Annotated in this window: 11 protein-coding genes; 4 read left to right on the top strand and 7 right to left on the bottom strand. The window is 36.2% G+C overall.

Annotated features, from left to right (window positions below; genetic code table 11):
* Nucleotides 1-594 (top strand): type I secretion C-terminal target domain-containing protein (locus IMO47_RS19345; protein WP_196077486.1); only part of this gene is annotated, 594 nt, incomplete at its 5' end.
* Between the two features lie 677 nt (nucleotides 595-1,271).
* On the top strand, nucleotides 1,272-5,174 hold the full coding sequence (locus IMO47_RS19340) for a hypothetical protein (protein ID WP_196077485.1): 3,903 nt from the start codon (nucleotides 1,272-1,274) through the stop codon (nucleotides 5,172-5,174).
* Nucleotides 5,175-5,625: 451 nt separating this feature from the next.
* On the opposite strand, the gene IMO47_RS19335 is transcribed toward IMO47_RS19340, so the two are convergent.
* Entirely contained in the window at nucleotides 5,626-7,353 is a 1,728-nt protein-coding gene (locus IMO47_RS19335) for an ATP-binding protein (protein ID WP_196077484.1), read from the bottom strand.
* 9 nt (nucleotides 7,354-7,362) lie between these two features.
* A complete protein-coding gene (locus IMO47_RS19330; protein ID WP_196077483.1) occupies nucleotides 7,363-8,376 on the bottom strand; it encodes an SIR2 family protein in 1,014 nt (337 codons plus the stop codon).
* Between the two features lie 428 nt (nucleotides 8,377-8,804).
* Between IMO47_RS19330 and IMO47_RS19325 the strand changes: the two genes are divergently transcribed.
* Both IMO47_RS19325 and IMO47_RS19320 read left to right on the top strand, forming a co-directional pair.
* The gene (locus IMO47_RS19325) at nucleotides 8,805-10,049 is read left to right on the top strand and encodes a hypothetical protein (RefSeq protein ID WP_196077482.1); all 1,245 of its coding nucleotides are present in this window, start codon (nucleotides 8,805-8,807) and stop codon (nucleotides 10,047-10,049) included.
* A gap of 9 nt (nucleotides 10,050-10,058) precedes the next feature.
* A complete protein-coding gene (locus tag IMO47_RS19320) occupies nucleotides 10,059-10,247 on the top strand; it encodes an antitoxin (RefSeq protein ID WP_196077481.1) in 189 nt (62 codons plus the stop codon).
* A gap of 183 nt (nucleotides 10,248-10,430) precedes the next feature.
* On the opposite strand, the gene IMO47_RS19315 is transcribed toward IMO47_RS19320, so the two are convergent.
* From IMO47_RS19315 to IMO47_RS19295, 5 genes are all read right to left on the bottom strand, one after another.
* Entirely contained in the window at nucleotides 10,431-12,422 is a 1,992-nt protein-coding gene (locus IMO47_RS19315; RefSeq protein ID WP_196077480.1) for a TniQ family protein, read from the bottom strand.
* Nucleotides 12,419-13,372, bottom strand: a complete 954-nt coding sequence (locus IMO47_RS19310; protein WP_196077479.1) for a TniB family NTP-binding protein — start codon at nucleotides 13,370-13,372, stop codon at nucleotides 12,419-12,421. The genes IMO47_RS19315 and IMO47_RS19310 overlap by 4 nt, the downstream gene beginning before the upstream one ends.
* A gap of 1 nt (nucleotide 13,373) precedes the next feature.
* Nucleotides 13,374-15,212, bottom strand: coding sequence for a Mu transposase C-terminal domain-containing protein (locus IMO47_RS19305; RefSeq protein ID WP_196077478.1), 1,839 nt, complete (start codon nucleotides 15,210-15,212; stop codon nucleotides 13,374-13,376).
* Nucleotides 15,209-15,922, bottom strand: coding sequence for a TnsA endonuclease N-terminal domain-containing protein (locus tag IMO47_RS19300; RefSeq protein ID WP_196077477.1), 714 nt, complete (start codon nucleotides 15,920-15,922; stop codon nucleotides 15,209-15,211). The genes IMO47_RS19305 and IMO47_RS19300 overlap by 4 nt, the downstream gene beginning before the upstream one ends.
* 222 nt (nucleotides 15,923-16,144) lie before the next feature.
* Nucleotides 16,145-16,369, bottom strand: coding sequence for a DNA-binding protein (locus IMO47_RS19295; protein ID WP_061516341.1), 225 nt, complete (start codon nucleotides 16,367-16,369; stop codon nucleotides 16,145-16,147).
* Between the last annotated feature and the right edge of the window lie 52 nt (nucleotides 16,370-16,421).

Below are 16,421 nucleotides of genomic sequence, written 5' to 3'. Positions count from 1 at the left end.
TATTCAGAAGGCGATAGTGTCCGTATAAAGAACTTCTTTAATAGCAGTACCTATGAGATAGAACAATTTGTATTTGCAGATCAAACGATCACAATGCAGGATTTCCGTAATAATGGTATGACGTTCCATGGTACATCAGGGGATGACACGATTAATGTGTGGACAGGCAAGAGTTATGCATTAGGCGGTGATGGCAATGACATCTTAAATGGTAATAGTGGTATTGATTACCTAGAAGGGGGTTCTGGCAATGATCAACTTTATGGTGGTTCAGGTGCAGATACAGCAATATTTAAACTTTTACAAGGATTTGAAAGTGATGGAACAGGTGGAAATGGCTTTGATACTTGGTCTGACTTTAATACAAGTCAAGGTGATAAAATTGATATATCGGACTTATTGATTGGTGAAGTTAGTAAGGAAAATTTAAACCAATATTTATTGTTTGAAAAAAATGGTTCAACCATAACCTTAAGTCTTGACCGTGATGGCAGTGAAACTAATTATTCTAACAATAAAATATTAATTCTTAATAACCAAACGAATTTGAACAGTTTGGATGATTTAATTAAAGTGGATGCATTTTTAATTTAATGAAGTTTTAGGAAGCAAAAAAACCGCCATTCATGGCGGTTTTCTCAATAATAACTTATGCGTCGCAAATGACAACCGTCAGACGACACATAAGCTGTCATTTTAGGTTTCATAGAATCAATGGTTTGTAGCTTTAGGCGACAAATATGGACAATAGGTAACGACACAATAGTTGTCATTTTACGTTAAAAATGACACTAGGAGTGTCATTTTTTGAAATCGTAAAAGTCGATTTTTATTAGTTAGTGTTTCTGGATAATTTTCTGACTCAAACCAAACCTCATTAAATATTTGGACAATCGATAGCTGACGTTGCTGGTAGCCTTTTGCACATGAGAGGTGTAGAAGACCTGTCACCCTACATCCACCATCGACTTTTAACTCCACTAAACGGAATATGCTCAATTTCATCAAGTTGATTAGGTCATTAGATAACTGCTTAATAGTATAGTATTTGCTTGAAACTTGAGAATTCAGAGTCTTATCAAAATATCATATTTAATTTTTCGATGAGTTAACTGAAATCCTGTTGTCAACATATTTTATCTCTAATAGTCAATGGCTTACTATATATGGTAAGGTAGTGCCGATATTATAGGCTTAAAGTATAAGTGTCTTTTTAAGACATAATTAAAGTAAATATTGATCTAATAAAATTAAGCAAGGGGTAATAGTAAGTGAGTATTGAAACTGTAGGGCCTAAAAAATATGCCTTTCAAGATCTTGTTTGTGTTGCAATATTACTTGAATTGTACGATGAAAATGACATTAGTTTTTTTGTTGAGCCATCTAATGGTGAAGATGCCAAAATTAATGTACCTGATTCCGCGCTTATAAAAGAAATTGATATCCAAGTTAAGGGAGCAGAAGGTGGTGTCACACTTGAGAATGTTGCAGAATATTTAGCACATTTTCCATATAACAAAGCTGAAAGTTGTCTTTTTGATCGGTTAGTTTCAAATTCAAGCCTTGTTGTAGTTTTTGTGATGTCAGGTCGTTGTAATGATGAAACCTCTTGCTATTTGTCCAAACTAGCTTGGCCATTTAATCCTCATAAAAGCTCAAAAGTGAAAATGGATGATGGTCGAGAATTATTTAAAAAATTTCCATTTGTTTTGAATATAAGCAAAGAATCATCTGAGCTAGAAGTAAAAAGATATGAATATCTAAAAAAAATGGATATTACTAAGTATGGTATTCAAAAAGTTAGGAAAGCATTAGAACGTTTAATTATTATTGAAAAAATAGATGAAGATGTTTTGAAGCTTAAGTGCAGTGAATTATTACGTCAGCGCTATAGTATTCCAGATGATCGTCATCAAGCAGTTATTGATCGAATGAGGGCTGTTGTTTTCAACGGCAAAGAGACTAAAAGAAATATATTGCCAGAATTTTTTTCTGAATTGACTGCCTTTATGCCTTCCCCAATTCGTCCATCAGGTTATATATCACATGGTTTAGAAGATGATTGGATTAGAACACTTTCGGAAAAATCGGTTCTTCTTATGTCTGGTTCTCCGCGAGTGGGGAAAACGATTGCTGCTCAGTGGGTTGCTGCTGAGTTTGCTACCAAGGGTTATGAGGTGAAAGAGACAGGAGATGTAGGAGAGGCTTTTCGCTTTCTTGTAGATCAAAGTCCTGCTAAACGATTGGTATTAATGGATGATCCATTTGGTGATGCTCATCCAACACAAAATGCTAATAATGCTCTTGCTCAGATTGAGTTAATCATAAAAAGATTAGGAAGCAATAGAAAGTTAATTATTGCTCAAGTTCAAGATCGTCTTTTGGAGGCTACATCTAAGAATTTTGTTTCAGAAATTAAAACAGGAGGATATGGGTGGTTGGATTTGAGTAACCCTTCTTCTAAATTTTTATCCGACTTATGGTCTCAACTTAAAACCGAACACAAAATTTCTGAACCATTAGCCTCTATAGTTTTAGAAGCGTTATCAAAAGGAGAGCTAGAATTAGAAGCTGGCTGTTTAGAATATCTTGCAATTCACTACGAAAGTATTGATGACCCTACTGATTTAGATAAGATTGTTCGTTTAGCCCATGAAAATGCATCTAATTTAGCTAAAGCATTAAAATCTGAAAATTGTAAACCTTTTTTACTTGGTTTGGCTGCTACAACTAACCATAACCAGTCAGTCACTACTAAGGATTTGGCATATGCACTTGGCAGTGGTGATGATAAACCATTAGCGATTTCTAGTATTTTAGCAACTAGCATCACTATAGGTAAGCCATCAACTTTTCCAAAAATACAATTAGTAAAAGATTATATGACCCCTCCTCAACTTAGTAATACAGATGAAGATGTAATAGAAAATCTTGAACAAAGAAGGATGATTGAGTGGAAAAAGGACAATAGTTTGACTTTTACTCATTCATTCTATCGCTCTGCTGCTGAAGTCTTATTTCAGGATGGAACGCGACGGTCGGAAGAAAAAATTATAACTATTTTGGAAAGAGGTATTTTCTGCCTTTCGCCACACACTTCTCGTGCTAGTGCGCGTAACCTTAATTGGATTTATTACAGTCTTAAACTAGAGCATTGCAAAGCTAAGTTAATTGAGCTAGCTATCAAAGCTTTAGACTCAAGTTATCCTTCAACACGTGATATAGCTTTTAGTTTCCTAATTAGGAATTTGTCTACTTTCTCAGTCGAAATTCGGGAAGACTTACCATTATGGGTTAGTCGCGTTTCATGGATTTCTTTAAATAACGTAGAGTGGGTTGACGGTGAACCTGTTTTTCCGATGGGCGAAAAAATTACTATTGAAGAAGATATTTTTTTGCATTGGAAAACATTTGAATACAATGAAGAATTAAATTTATTTGCAAAAGAAGGCTTATCTTTTGTACAACCCAAAGATGCATGGGCATTGATCCAAATGCTTGGTGATCATCCAGATAAGATGGATCAACATATTATTTCTAAATTACTTGGCTATGATGAGGCATTGATACGGGCACAGGCCATTTGGGTTTGGTTAAAGCATCCACGAGAAAAAGATAAAGATATTCTCGATCAGATTTTTATTGAATCACACCCAGCAATAGCAAAAAAGATTCTTGAAGGCATTATGGAAGTCTGGAAGCTTACGAATATTGAGCGAAAAGTGGATTTGCTACGAGGCCTACAAAAAATAGCCTGCCTTCCAACTACAGCATGCGTACTGATAGAGCCGCTTATTATTTATGGAAGAGATGACTCAGAGAAAGATAAGTCTCCATGGGAAGTTTTTGAAATCGCTTTACCAAGTGTTTTAGATGCTCTTCCTGCAAGCGCAAGAATTAATGATGCACGTTTATTTAATATAGTTCAAAGGGCCAGAATTGAGCTCTCTATAGAGTCTATGCTGGTAATTATTGATAGTTGGATAGGATATATTGAACGTATTGCTCAAACTAGCATTCCTTCAGATTATACATTGGGTGTAACTTCAATTCTGATAGAAACTACTCAAAAGTTTAAAGAGTCAAGGATAGAGAGAGTAAAAAGGTTATTAAATTTACATGGTACTGGATCGTTAATGCGAGTTATTTCTGACTTGGTTGATGATTGGGAGGAGCTGACTGAAGCAGAGCGAGCCCTAGTACTTACAAAATTAAAAGAAGTGAGGGTTGATAGTCATTGGCTGAAAGCCGCAGTTCTTATGCGTGATGAAATACCTTTAGAGCTTGAGCAAGAAATTTTACATGAAGGCATTTATTTTAAAGCGGATTACATGGAGCAATTTGCAAGAGAGGATTCTAAGCTTTTCTTGGCGGCAGTCAGTGTTTATCTGGGGTATCCTCAAGTTTTAGAGTGGACAGGGCTATATTTACGAGGCAAAAAGATATGGGGTTCTGTAGTTGAGAATATAGCTAGAGATCCATTGCATCCATTATTCAAAAATGCATGGCAGGAAATTACTAGGACGGGTAATGGGCCGTATGTAGCAAATTTTGTCAAAGCTGTTGGGGCTGAGCATGCTGAGCAAGTATTTGATATTCTGCTTGATATTAAGGTAAGAACAACTGGAAATTTTATGCCAGAAGCTTGGAATGCATTATTCGGGCTAATTACTGATAAGACTATACGATCTAAATGGATTAAAGCCATGGCATCAAAAGCTTTTAGTGTTTTGGATAGTTTAGGTGAGTTTGAAAAATGGTTGAATGATGATAATGCTTTTAATGAGTTTTTAGACTACTTTTCTTCAGATAAGGATTTATTGATGTTGTCTTATCGCCTTCTTGAGGCAATCGAGCTGCTTGAAGAATCAGCTAGAGATTCAGCTATAGAGTATCGGAAAACTTTCGGTATAAATAGCACTACTGATGACTATGATTTAGACAATACAAATATACGAAATCACAGCATTTCAATATTGCATCAATGTTTCAAAAACCTTCCTCCTCTACATTATAGCACTTGCGATATATTGAGGGATAGAATGAAAAAAATGGGGGGGAGTAGTGAGCTTTTGTTAGAGATTGATACCTATCGAAAGTCTCTTTTTGATAGTCATAAAAATATTACTGAAAATCAATTGGTTGCCGAGAAAGTTAAAGATTGGGTTTGGTAGTTATAAGTGTTAGAAAATATATAGATTCAAATCAAGATAGATTTTGCGAGATTAATTCTATTCTTAAACTATCAACAATATCTTATTCCACTAAAATGATGCTTAGTTTGGATTGCGATCTAAAAAGAACTTGTATGACTTTCAGTTAATGTACTCATATATCTAATAAGGTGATAATTTTTATTATCTTATTGGCCACTAAGCATTTGAGAAAAGTTTGAAAGGAGAAACTCAGAAAGCAAGTCCTATGCAGAAAATCTATTTAAAGGATTTGAAAAATCTCACTATATCCTTCGTACGACATAAATGCTGTTATTTCCAGCGATTGCGTTTAGTGAATAGTCCACTAGCCAGTCTCAGAGTCCTTTTTATAGGATGAGTTTTAGATCATAAATGACGCTATGCTATGGTTGAATTGAGAGGGGATGCTTTGTCCCCCCTCAAATCTTTATTATTGAATACTTTGCTTACGCCAATTATCAACGGCAGTTGATAGGCGCTTTTCCTTGACTTGCGTCTGCCATTCATCCCAGAAATTGACAGTACCACTATTTGGTTTATTTTGAGGTTCATCGATCCTAATTCGACTTGGTAGTAAGCTAGCATCACCAACGACTAATGCTTCTCCAGTGTCGAGAGTCGGAAGAATATCACTAAAACCACCGAGGCTATCAGGAAGAAGGCGTTTGATAACTCCTTGATCTTCAGCATTAGTCAGTCGCATGGAAACGAAGTTGCTACATTGGCTTAACAGTGTTTTATTTACTTCAGATGGGCGTTGGCTGATTACAACTAAGCTGACACCATATTTGCGTCCTTCTTTGGCGATGCGTTCGAAGATATCCAATGAAATATCATCAGCAGAATCTGCCATATTGCGCTGTGGCATATATAGATGGGCTTCATCACAGAGAAGAGCAATAGGGTGACGAAGTTCAGATGGGGTCCATTGTTGTACGGAAAATGTGACTCGTGCAACAAGGGAAACGATCAGGGGAAGAACATCCGAGGGAACTTCAGAAAAGTTGATGATCTTGATGCCTGCCTTACCATTTTCATCTGTGCTGCCGAGTGCAGCACTAGCAAATTTCTCAAGCCAAGCAAAATCAAGAATATCCTCACCACCATTAAACATGAAGCCGAGACGTCTATCAGAGATTTTGTTTTCAAGTCTAGAAATCATGCGCGCGAGCTTTCCGAAGAAGTCACCTTGCTTGTCACCACGCGCACCAGGCACCATTTCAATATTTATTTCATTCAGTCTCGACATCAGGAGGTTAAGATCAAATGGGACTGGGCTATCCACAGTAAAATGCTTTAGCAGGTCTTGTTGACCATTTTCCTCGAGATACTTTCTTTTGGCTTGATTAATTTCTCTCGCCATAATCATGGCTTGGTTAGGAGCATTTTGATCACTACGGTCTACAAACATGGAAACTAATGCTTCGTAAGAAAGGAGCCAATATGGGAGATAAAGTACATCATCAGAGATTTTAAGTTTGGCCTCAACATCTGATGGTCCTGCGACTTTGAAATGTTGAATACCAGTCCCTATTAATGGCGCATATTCGCCATGAAGGTCAAAGACAATGGCATTAGCAGTAGAAAGCCTTGCCATCTGTTCGATAATTTTGGCAGTTGTCCATGACTTCCCAGAACCTGTACTTCCTCCGATAAAGGCATGGCGCTGGAAAAATTTATTGCCATTAAGGTAGGCAACTGCATTTTCATCTAGAGTGTATTTACCAAGAGTCAAGGCGTTTTCATCCCCCGAAACACTAGAGAGCGTACGCATAAATTTGGTTAGATTATCACCTTCAAGCGAAAAGCAGTTGGCATCAATTTCTGGAACACTTTCCAGTGTTCGACGGAAGACATTGTCCTTGGAGCCATCACGATCCAGCATGGTTCCAATTAAAGCAATGCGGCATAGATTCAATTCTGAGTTTTGGTCTACTATTCCATCATCGGAAATATTCTCGATACCACGCTTTCTAGTCACTTGTGTAATAAGCCCAATGAGGTGCTGTCCAGGTCTGCTGCTTTGGAGCACAGCAAGGTGGTTAACCTGTAGCCGTTTTAGATGAGCAATATTCTCTACATCTACAATAACATTCGTCGTGTCAACTGAGGCAACTTTCCCGAGGGTCTCTTCATCCTTAAAGTTAAATATAGCCATATGTTCTCTCTACATGATGAGTGATAAGTAGCCTTCAAGGCTCCAGATGTTTTTATCAACTGTGAACGAAGAGTTGCTTAGTGAAGAGTAAACAACAGATTTGTCATCTGTCGCCCCACGCTCTATCGCTAAGTAATTTTTTGCTTTGCCATCAATAATAAGTTTTTTGGCCGAATCGGAAAGCGCGTATGTGATGATTGTGACTGGTGCTTCCTGTCGCTGACATTTGGCCATAAGTTTTGGTTGAATATGTTCATCATTGAATCCATATCCAATACACAAGTATGATCCTGCTTCATTGATAGCTTTGTCGGCGTTATTAATGATAGAGCGGAATGGCTCAAGATGTGTCTTCTGGTACTTTTGAGTACCTGGTGTCACAATTTGTGGGCTATAGTTCTCAGGAATCTCTTGTGCGCCAGAAATTGCAACGGTGTCTTCTAATGGAGACTGAAACCAGTCGAGAGACCCATGTACTTTCCAGATATTCACTCTGCGTGAGCAGGTTAATTCATCGGGAGTGGTTAGTTGGCGGAAAAAGCCGTGTGTAAAACCAGTGTAGTGATGGATTTTGCTTTGTTCGCATGCATACTCTGCTAGACGATCATAATTCGTCGTGACAATATTTACTTTTTTTAGAGTTGTTTTAAACATGTGTTTAAGTAGGCGACTGAGCGGGAACATTGAAATGTTCTGTAAGCCACTTTTAAAAATATTGCAATCTTCAGAGTTTATGAGTGACCACGTGGAATTTATGATCCTGCATGTTAATTCTTTAGATACATCTACTTGATGGAGTGCTGTTTCAAGATCTATGCCATTTGTTAGTGTCTGGCAGAAAATACCCCAAGATTTCATGTCTGTATCGCATAAGTCTGAAACATTAGTTTCTTTAGTCAAATGCTGTGCTAGTGCTCCCATACCAGACATTCCATGTGCTGCCGATGCTCCGCTGCCCAGAATTATGATAGGAGCCTTCCCGTAATAGTCCTGAGCCTGTTTTTCATAATTAATATTAGACAAGATATTATCCTTTAATATTCTTGAGTTAGTGTGTTTTAGTTGGTTCAAGTGTAAAGATGTATCTTGTTGTAACTTACAAAAAAAGATAAGTCAAATATACATTTATGTCAGCAATAAAATTTAATTGAATCAAAATAAATGGACTATATCATTTTGAAGAGGGGAGTTATTCAGAACATATGGATAAAAAATTAAGGAAGAGGTATACACCTCAATGACATAGTTTCCTTTTGTATGATAGCTATCATTGTCTTGAAAACAGTAAAAATAAAACTGATATGTCATGTGATATCGCTGAGTGACGAATGCGTTTTCGTCACTACTGCTTTTTAAATGGGATTGAGGTTTTGCGACAGTTTGTGTCGTCCATGCCTTGTTTTATTACGCATGCGCTTTATTATTAAAATCTTTGTTAGAGATAATTTAATATGAATTTAGGCTTAAAAGAACTTATAGCTGAAATTGCTCTTTCCTCATCAATAAAAGAAGCAGCAGAATTATACAAAATATTTGAGGGTATATTAAAAGACTATGTTTTTATCTTAAGTTTTGACAAATCTTCAGCTGCTATTCCAGGTCTTGCAGTAGATAAAAATTTTTCAAAGACAGGTGCCATAAGAGGTTTATATAAATATAATAATGTATTCGTTTTAAGTGGAAAAACTGTTGATTCCTTATTATCTGGGAAGAAGGAGGAGATTCCAATTGACTATTCTATATCTTTGGATACACAAGCTGTAAGTTATTTATATTCATATTTTTTTGATAGAAATAATAATAGATTGCCAGGAGATCTGGATGAATTTTTTAGGTTTATTATAGAGCCAGATGTAAATGTTGATCCTATCCCTCACTTGACGGAGAACACATATAACTTAAAATCTGGTGGTAATTTAGATGAAATCTACGATGTTAAGCTTGCTTATGAGATGTTTAGAAATTTGGATGTTGAGGCATTTAAGAATGAGAATAAACTAAAATTCAATAAAACTGATTTTGAGATTCAACAAATAGCCCAGCAGCAAATGTCTCAAGAAATATTTAGGTTAACTAATGAACAGTTTAATGTTGAGTATGAAAGAATGTTTCATGAGCAATATATAATTATTTTAATAATTGCTATTATTCGATGGAAATATAGTAAAAAATCAATTTATACAAAGATCTACACCTACTTTGAGATGAATCAAAAGTATCTTGGTTTGATGTCTGTCCGTGATGCAAATCTTGCATATGCTATTTTTTCAAATAAATCTAATTTCTTTGGAAAAATTCAAAAGAATTCTGACGAATTGGTTAGAAAGATGAAAGCTATGGCATGGGATATTTTTCATTTTAGATATTTAGAGAAAGCATCTACATTTTCTCTTAGTGAAAATGCGGATTATTTCTTTCCTGCATTATGTAGCTTTGATGACGAGTTTGTTAAATTAATTGATTTTTATAAACTTAGTGGGTTGGTTTATAATAAGGAAGACTCTGATATTTATCCATTTTATGCTTTTGGTATGGATGATATGGTAGAGTTAAGTGATAAACATAAAATGCAAATTCAAGAGGCATTTTTTACATCTGATGCTATTATTGAAAGACAAAATACTTGTGAAAATAAAAGAATGAGATTTAATCAGTCAGTTCTTGAGCTAGAGGAAGAGTTTTTTAATCTTATATGAGATAAGCACATGAGCACCGTTTTTGACCCTATTGTGTCTGAATTTGATAGTTCCGACCACGAAGCAGAATATAACGCATGGTTTAGAGCTAAAATAGAAAAGGCATCTACTGACCCACGCCCAGCTGTGCCACATGATCAAGTCGTTGCACACCTAAAAAAGCGTCGTGAGGAACGAGAAGCAAATACTAATCGTTGAGTTCATACTTAATACTGTCTCATTTGATAGATGTTTAGATTAAATTCGCACCCAAATAATTCTTGGGTGCGAAGCCATCTTAACTTCTATAAAAAGTTGGATTTCAGGTAGTGGTACTATCTTATGATGTATGAGATAAGGAAAATCTTAGTATATTCCTAAACAATTGATTTAAAAAGTATACTAGGTAAAGCTGTAGCCATCATTTTGCTTTTTAAGTAGTTTTAATACATCTTCTCTTCGATATAAATTTAAGGAATTTGATTCGCCAAAAGATATGGAATCAATTTTTCCTTGAGCTTTGAGATTAATGATGTGAGTGCGGTGCATGCTCAAAACCTTACTAGCTTCGATTGCTGTCATATATTCTTTTTGAAGAGCTTTTACTTGGTTTATATCGTCCGTCTTTACAAACTTCCAGTACACAAAATCATGCAGTTTTAGGTAGCCTGTTTTAATCCAATTAATATGTAACCAATTGATGGCACATCCTAATTTTTTTGCAGCATCCTCTAGAGAAATAAAGTCTTGACGATTGAGCTCTTCTATCAAAATAGATACAGAAGCTTTTTCTACTCTAATAACTGAGTGGCAGTGTTCATCTTTTTTTAAGATACCCTTTTGAACAAGTACAGCTACTTTTGATGGGCTGATATGTAATTTCGAACTTGTATGTCTTAATGAAAAATATAAAGTCGGATCTGATTCATAATGAACCATTTTTAATCTTTTTTTTGAGGGGCGACCGGTATATGTTTCATAAATTTTGAGGTCATTGATCATTTCGGTGGTAATGCATTCAATATCAGTTTGTTGATAAAGGTTTGTTCTCAATCCATCAATGTGAGGGCCTCCTACAGGCTCAATGCCAAAATGCTTTAGCTTATCGGCTAGATTTGTAGAATTAACATTCAACCGGCGAGCTAAGGTTCCAACAGAAATATATTTTTTGCTAAATTCTTCGATGATTTCTGGTAGTGCTACATTCTTTACATTTCCATCTACTTTCTTTTTATCAAGCTTTAACCAACCTTTGACACCAAGGTCTCGAACTATTTCCTTATGAATTTGCAATTGGCTTGCAATTTCTGGAAGTGTGAGAAGATTGTCTTTTGGAACGTTTTGTACACGTGGAGATAGTAAAGGTACTTTATGTGATTCGTCTAACAGGAGCCGTTCAACATCAATACTACTAATATATATAAGCCCTTTAGCATTTTTTAAGGTGGCTAATTTTTCTTTTTGAATTAAGGTTTTCAATCTAGGATAGGAAATATCTAGAATGGTCCTTGTTTGGTCCAAAGAAAAAAACTGTTTTAGATGATTTGTTGCTGGTTGAGCAACATGAATGCAATTGGCCAATATAGAATTTGCATATTCACGTAGTATTGAACTTTGTTTTTTAAAATAGACAGCCTGAATTTGAGGATGGGCTTTAGAAACTCTTGAATTAATGATATGGATAAGTGTTTTCTTAGATTGTTCGGGGTTTGTTAAGTATTCATATGCCATTTGAATGCGTTGATGATCGGCATCGATATTATTAGATTTCCAGTCGAATTTTTCTAAAGCTAACCAATAATCGGATAGTTGGTTAATAATTTTTTGATCACCATGGTATATGGTATCCATGAACCACTGTATTACTTCAGAATTCTTTGAGTTGGCTGGTAATATTCGTAAGTCTTGCCCACAATCATGACAAAAATCAATTCTATTCCGACTAATATTGAGAGCTTTTTTACATTTTGGACAGCAATCATACAACTGTGTGCCATGTTTCAAACACACAGTGTAAGGGCGCAGTAACCAATGACGTCTCCAATAAGATTGTTCACTTAAACATTTAGGGCAAAAAGCCTGAACATCTTTGCGAAAGAAACTGTGCTTTAAAATAATTTTAGAATATTTTCTTGGCATAGCTTGAGTAGAGCCACTTAGTGCAAATGCTAATGATGTATATTCATCAGATAAGCCTAGTAACTGAAGTAGTTTTCTAAATCTCTTTTGATGAGTTACATGACTACTGAGTGTTGTGGCAGGACTGCTTGACTGAATTTTACAAAGAGAATAAACACTAGAAAACCCATTGGCCTCGGCTGCTCTAATTAAAAGACTGGCCGCACTTTCATCTGGATAGGGGATAGGTTTAATTAATAAAGAATAAGAATTCATAGAGCAATCCTCATCTGACTCGCCAAAATATTACGTGACATCTTGAAAGGATCACTTTTGGTCAAACTGACTTTAGCTGTCGTTCCCTGTAACCATGCGCTGCTGAAATCATGAGTTGTAATGATTTCTCGATTATCTTTAAGGGCAATTAGCACACTATCTTTGATAAGTGTCATGATAAAGGCTGGATTGCCAGCAGTGGCAGCATAAAGTTGTGTAGTTATTAAGGGCGAGTTTAGACTTTGATCAAAAGAGACTTCACATCTGGTTTTGATTTGATTTTCTACTTCAGCAAGAAATGGAAAAATCGAGCCGTATGATGTAGATGAACCTAGTGTCAGAGCATGCAAGGGATAGTGATATTGAAATCGTCGGGTTAGCTGTGAATCCATTTCTAATAAGGGAACAAACTGTGATAGACCAACCAAGCAGAAGCTAATTTGTGTTTCATTAACGATTGATTTAATCCAATCGCATACCACAATATTTAATTTAGTAGTTGTTTTTTGAAAACGGAAAAGGTGATGAAATTCATCCAGAAAAACTAGTTTAGTTTCACATTGGCGCAGTAAATGACACAGTCGCAACGAGATTTGAGTGGTATTTCCAGATGCTGGATTAGGATCTCCTAGTTCCTTGAGCAGCATACTGGCCACTGATTTGACTGATGCTGGAGATGGAACCTGAGCATAAAATGCTGGAATAATAGTTTTTTCATAACCCTCAACGATAGTTGTATAAGATGGCATTTGTTTGATTATGGCTCTACAAAGCAAAGTCTTACCATGACCACCGTCGGCGTGTAAAATACTGCCAATAGGCTCTTGGTAGGTCTGACTTTTTTGCATACATTCAGTGATGCCATGAAATGCGTGATTAAATTCTGGATGGCGTACAATAAAGCGATTAATGTGAGCAACTCGTTCAAGAATAGATATTGAATGATTCATCTTAGATCTCCATTGAAGAGAATGCGGTATAGCCATCGGTGGCTTGCTGTTCTTCCGCAACGATTGGGGATGGCTTGATTGGCATTGAAAGATTTTTAATTTCTTCAGGAAAATCTATTACTAGTTGGCGTAATTTAGGCTTTTTCCTCTGTAAATCTTCTTGGATTTGTTTCAGTAAATGCCAACGGGCAAGTAGGTTAGCCTTTTCACCTAAACGTCTAAGATCTGCCTGAGCCATCTGTTTTTTGATTTTTTGTGCTTCTTGATGAGCATACATAGTCAAACCCTGTGCATAACTAGTATTGGTGCATTCAGCTTTGATGAGATTAGTTGGATCATTCGGATCAACGATAAATACATGCCCTAAATCTATTTCATCAACAAGTACAATCACTTTGGTGAGCTTCTGTTGTTCAAAGGTTGCTAGAGCAGGGGAAAAATAATACAAGTAGTCGATTAAGACACGTCCCTTGTTAATGCTACGTTCGTAAGGTTTTCGGCATAGTACAGATGCCTCATCATCTGAAAGCGAAGTTGGCTTAACTATTTTTGTGGCGTCTTCCCAAGCAAGTATAGGTATACGATTGGTCTCAGAATGAGGATCTGTGTGATAAATCTCATTGATCCATTGCTCTGCATATTTTTGAACATCTGCAAGTGTCATTTTGGCATTTTTACTGGCGTTATAATCTCCTCTCGCTGTGGGGTTCGAGCAAGTTGTACCAGGTAATTTTTGGATTAAACCTTCAGTTAATGTTCTGAAGAAACTTTCAATATGCGGTTTATTATTTGGCGTGCCGATCTGCGATGGCGTAATGGTAATTTTTAAAGTTTCACATAGTCGACCAAAAGAATTATTTTTGAACTCCACGCCATTGTCTGGAATAATTTGGCTCGGCACACCACCAGGTAAACCTCTTTGGGGTCGGGTAATCATGTCCCGAATCACACACATTGTGGTCAATGCACTTGGTGGGTATAAATTGACGTAAATCCCAACGATGACTCGAGTGTAAATATCAATCGCACATGATAAAAATGGACGACCTAAAATGGCTCCTGTTATATCATCAATAATAATGATATCCAGATAATGGGTATCAATTTCCACCAAAGCCATTACGGTTGGGCTGATGATGGATTGTCCAGCAGCTTTGAGTAATTTTCTTGCAGTACGAGATCCTTTTTTGGCGTTAATGACTACATAAGGATCCAAACGATTGATACGACGTTCAATCGTTCGTAAACAAGGGATTTTATGTGATGTCCAGCCATGTTCCATGGCTTTTCCAACAATAAATGCCAGTACATCTTTACCATCTCGTCGCTCTGAACAGAGGTAAATTTCTTGGATGGCTTGATGGATTAGACGTTCGATTTCTAAAGAGAATCGAACATAATGATTACCTGATTTTTTCTTTTCAAGAGATTCTGTGCACTGATTACTTAGTAGATATACTCGAATCCATCGTGCAACAGATCTAGGGCTTGGTGGTATCTGGTCTTGAATCTCTTTGGCAATCTGCTGAATTAATATCGTTAATGGTTGAACTGCAGTTGGACGTGGCAGCTTAGATAGAGCTGCTTGTATATACCTAAGTTTACGTATTCTTTTTGTTGTCATCTCAGGATTAACTAACAAATTTGATGTATTAAAATCATATTCAATCTGACCAGACTTATACCATTCTTCAAACTGATGATATGGAATTTGAAATATACGACCACCAGCGATCGCAGAATATCGGCATATACCATGACCGATAAAGCTAATTTCAAACTGTGAACCGTGAAATAAAAAACGAGTACCAATATTAGGAATAGGAAGGGAAGTATTCATAGATCTACTCCCAGCATAAGATGATTATTTTTGGCGTTTTTAATTTGAATGATTTGATGGAAAAGCAAATAGTCTGCAAGTTGTGGAGACAATTGGTCTTTTTCTAAAATGCTATACGCTTGTTCTAGATCATCCAATTCATAGCGAATCAAAAGGTGTTGTGCCAATTCAATTTCAAGTGATGTCCAGTCCTGAAGATGGCCACGAGAATAAAGATGCAATAACTGTGTTAGGGATTGGCGTTGGGGTAATGTATTTGCATCAACTAACTTAAAAGGGATATTTATTGACGCCAAAATGGAAGCTAGTCTCTCAAAGCGTTGAAGACTTTCTAGGGATAGATGTTGAATGGATGGTTTAACCTCATGGACTTCAAAATCACCTTTTTGAGTACGAATCAGAAAGTCAGGATAAAGTTCCAAATTTTGCCCAATCGGAATTTTTAAGGCCTGTGTTCGATAAGATTCAACCGCAGGATGACTTTCTAGTTGTACAGCATAAGCCAATTCCAGAAAGCTTTCTAAAGCAACTGAACCACCAGCTTTACGGCTGGGAAAAAGAGAAGTTCGACGTTCTAAGCAGCCTTGATAAATACGACGCTGACCATGTAGTGTTCCAGCAATATTGGGTTTTTGATTAAATGCTGAATGGATCTGTTCAAAAATGAGTTGCTGTATATGTTGTTGTGTGTGGCTTATAGGATAAGACATATTATATCTCCATGTTTTTGAAGCATATGTATCCATAGAGTTTTGTTTTCTAAGGATAAGAAAACCCTACACACCTAAAAAAAGACTGGTGTGAAAGGCTTGACGTATGGTTCTACACAGAAGATACTAGGGGTCTGACTCTCTATATTATCTTCGTGTAATGTAGAACTAACGGATCTTTAAAAAAGATCCGTTTTTTATTTATGCATGACTAATTTTTCGTTAATTTGTCTCCTTATTTGTATCAAAGTTGAATATAGGAACATTAACTTCTTCTTTTAAACCTAATTTGACTGCGATCTTATGGCTTTCTCCACGAATGGGAATGTGCTTACTTTTAAGTACGCTATACACAAGATCTGGTGAAAAATTATTTTGACGAGCCCAATCAGCTATTGAGAGTCCACTAAGTTCGAATTTTCGTCGAATCTCATTTTTATCTACCATAGTCACATTGCCCGAAAAAATTTGGAATAGTTTAAAAATAAGTCAAATTTTG

The organism is Acinetobacter sp. Res13-Abat-PEC15-P4-01, from assembly GCF_015676285.1.
Lineage (GTDB): Bacteria > Pseudomonadota > Gammaproteobacteria > Pseudomonadales > Moraxellaceae > Acinetobacter > Acinetobacter nematophilus.
Note: the sequence above shows the minus strand (reverse complement) of the source record. Positions and strands in the feature narration are given on the sequence as shown.

Bases quoted from the DNA above. Each gene is read 5' to 3' on its own strand.
- IMO47_RS19300 (WP_196077477.1), bottom strand. From the start codon at position 15,922: ATGTCTTATCCTATAAGCCACACACAACAACATATACAGCAACTCATT.
- IMO47_RS19305 (WP_196077478.1), bottom strand. From the start codon at position 15,212: ATGAATACTTCCCTTCCTATTCCTAATATTGGTACTCGTTTTTTATTT.
- IMO47_RS19295 (WP_061516341.1), bottom strand. From the start codon at position 16,369: ATGGTAGATAAAAATGAGATTCGACGAAAATTCGAACTTAGTGGACTC.
- IMO47_RS19325 (WP_196077482.1), top strand. From the start codon at position 8,805: ATGAATTTAGGCTTAAAAGAACTTATAGCTGAAATTGCTCTTTCCTCA.
- IMO47_RS19315 (WP_196077480.1), bottom strand. From the start codon at position 12,422: ATGAATTCTTATTCTTTATTAATTAAACCTATCCCCTATCCAGATGAA.
- IMO47_RS19320 (WP_196077481.1), top strand. From the start codon at position 10,059: ATGAGCACCGTTTTTGACCCTATTGTGTCTGAATTTGATAGTTCCGAC.
- IMO47_RS19335 (WP_196077484.1), bottom strand. From the start codon at position 7,353: ATGGCTATATTTAACTTTAAGGATGAAGAGACCCTCGGGAAAGTTGCC.
- IMO47_RS19310 (WP_196077479.1), bottom strand. From the start codon at position 13,372: ATGAATCATTCAATATCTATTCTTGAACGAGTTGCTCACATTAATCGC.